Annotated in this window: 2 protein-coding genes and 1 pseudogene; all 3 read left to right on the top strand. The window is 49.1% G+C overall.

The window, feature by feature from the left end:
• Positions 1 to 523 precede the first annotated feature (523 nt).
• Positions 524 to 1363, top strand: coding sequence for a GIY-YIG nuclease family protein (locus E1297_RS02830; protein ID WP_155133650.1), 840 nt, complete (start codon positions 524 to 526; stop codon positions 1361 to 1363).
• Between the two features lie 140 nt (positions 1364 to 1503).
• On the top strand, positions 1504 to 2028 hold the full coding sequence (locus E1297_RS02835) for a hypothetical protein (protein ID WP_155133653.1): 525 nt from the start codon (positions 1504 to 1506) through the stop codon (positions 2026 to 2028).
• Positions 2029 to 2358: 330 nt separating this feature from the next.
• Positions 2359 to 2581, top strand: a pseudogene (locus E1297_RS02840) (IS3 family transposase); the annotation flags it as partial.

Raw genomic sequence — 2581 nt, forward strand, 5'->3', positions numbered from 1 at the left:
CAGGCTTTTACAGAAACCACTTTCAAAATGGCCGCATAGCCGACAAAGTCAAACTGTCCGGAAACAAGGACGAACTCCAACACCCATATCACTGACCCCAAAAAGCTGGCGACCCTGCTCGGTGTAATCGGCTTTTCTGTCACCTGGGCCAACCGTTGTGCAACCCGTTTCATGGGCAAAAAGGCCATCAAACGAAAAGCGCATGGCAGACGCCGGAAATCATGGTTCCGCAACGGCCTGGACGCTCTGCGGAACTGGATACTCCATCAGCCAGAGCAGGCGCACAGCGCATGGAAAGCAGCATGCCCCCGAACGCCATTGAAAATAGCTGGATAATCAGGAGTCGTGTACTGTGAGACGGCATACAGGATCACGCCCTTGGGAAATTGAGTGCCTTTGAAACTGATCAACGCCACGACCTCGAAACATCCCAAATCACCGCCGCTGTATATTCCTGTTTCCCTCGCCCGCAAAATTTGCGACAGAGCCCCTTCAAACTCCAATAACTCAGGTCAACATCTTGATGCCCCAAAACATTCTTTACTTCATGGAAGACCCAAGACTGCCAAATTCCTGCAAAATCGGTAAAGACACACAATGGCCACAGCGTTTTAAGCAAGCCAGAAGCCACAATCCATCTGCACTGAAGATTCGGTTCTTAATCTCCTTTCAACGCGCTGACAGCCTAGCTAATGCAGAACGAGAGCTTCGAAACAGGTTAGCTGACTACCGACGCCAAGGAGATGTCAAAGAATGGTTCGACATTGGTGCGGAACGTGTGATTTCGGAACTTAGTGGTGAGCTTCCTTGGTTGGGAGAAGCAAAGGTATCCAAGCCAATTGTATGGGATAAACCTCAGCAAAAGTTCTACGACGACTTAAGGGATTTAGCAAAGAGAACCAAGAAATCTGAGAATAGGCATTGTCGTTGGCACATCTGGTTATTTAAGGAGTTGAGTTCACATGCTCGTTACAAGATATCCGTTGGTTCACTGTTTGACACCCAGTTCACTTACGCTTTCACCTATAACCCGCACCCAGTCAGGTTGGTTGCAGGTTTTGAGCATCGTTCAGGTATCAATGAGATTTCCGAAGACAATGCAGGTCCGAACGAAGATCTTGTGAGGATCTGGAACGATTTGCTATCCTTCTATGAATGCGGCCAAAATGAGCAAGTTGGCTGGCTACCTGAAGGCATTGATGAGCAGCAGATTGCTAATCTGTTTGCGAAGTATCCTATAAGTGCGATTCCACTTGACAGGCCGAAACCAATTTGGGTCAGACCTAAAGATCCATCTCTTAAGATGATTGCGCCGGGGGCCATTCCATCTCAACGCCGAGTGCTTCCCTCTGTACTTTTTTAATCCACGCCACTATCCATACGAGATAAAATCTGATGTTTTCTAGTTGTTATACTCCTGACTCTGACCAACTAGCTCTTCTGCAATCTTGTGTTAACGCCGATCTTCTGAAAACTCCTCCAGTAATAACCCGGCGAGACCGTATGAAATTATCTGATGAGATCGGAACTCTTGCTGTTGCTGATTTGCTATTGCCACTGACGAACCAAGGGCATGTAGTTGAAGATGCAAATAACATCCGTATGAACCAACCCGGATATGACTTCATTGTTGATCGAAGCTTTCGAATACAGGTAAAGACAGGCACTTACGTCGAGAGTTTTGGCTGGGCACATAAGGTCGGAGGTTCTGGGGCAGATCTAGAATTCGACTTCCTGATAGGAGTGGATCTGGGCGTGCTGCTAAATGGTAATCTAGGCCGCCTAGCTACCAAAAACATCCCAATAAAAGACACTCCAGACTTCTATTTGATCCCAGGTGACGTGGTTCGATCTTGGGTCAAACAGGAGCGGAGAGTCAATAAACGTGGCAACCATATTTATTATTATAAGCGCAAGCTAAATCAGAATACGAAGGAGGCTCAAACACAGACCCTTGAACTATTTGACTATTTAAACAATTTTGACCTTCTTGAAAAAACCATAAGGCGGGTATTGCCGAATTGTTAGCCCGGATTGTTCAGGTCGCCCCGACGGCGCGCAAGGCCAGTCGAGGAAGGTTCCTCCCAGATGATTGTCGATAGGTCTGGTAGCTGACGAGCGGCTTTTCCGGGTAACCGTAGGGCCGAAAGCCTGTCACATGGTGAACGGGAACAGTTCAATCTGCTTGGAGTGCAAATGGCCTGACCGAGAGAGGTGTAGACCTTTGATAATCAGCGAAATGCAGGACAAGCTCGCAGCCTCGCTACCGCGATGTTGCCATGGCCATGAGCCAAGTTTGAATGGAGAGCCGTATGCGCTGAAAGGTGCACGTACGGTTCGGGGAGGAGAAGCGCAACTGCGCTTCTTACTCCACTCCCGATGCGGCGCGGGTTCCTGAATTTGGTAGCAACCATGGACTGGCACAGCCGGAAGGTTTTGAGCTGGCGGTTATCCAATACCATGGAGGCCGGTTGTTGCGTCGAAACCCTTAAGGAGGTGCTTGCCAGATACGGTCCGCCCGAAATGTTCAATACCCGCTCGAAGCCCACTTGGCTGGCTCGAGTTTTCGCCGGCCGCGCGG

The sequence above is a fragment of the Roseibium sp. RKSG952 genome (assembly GCF_009711355.1).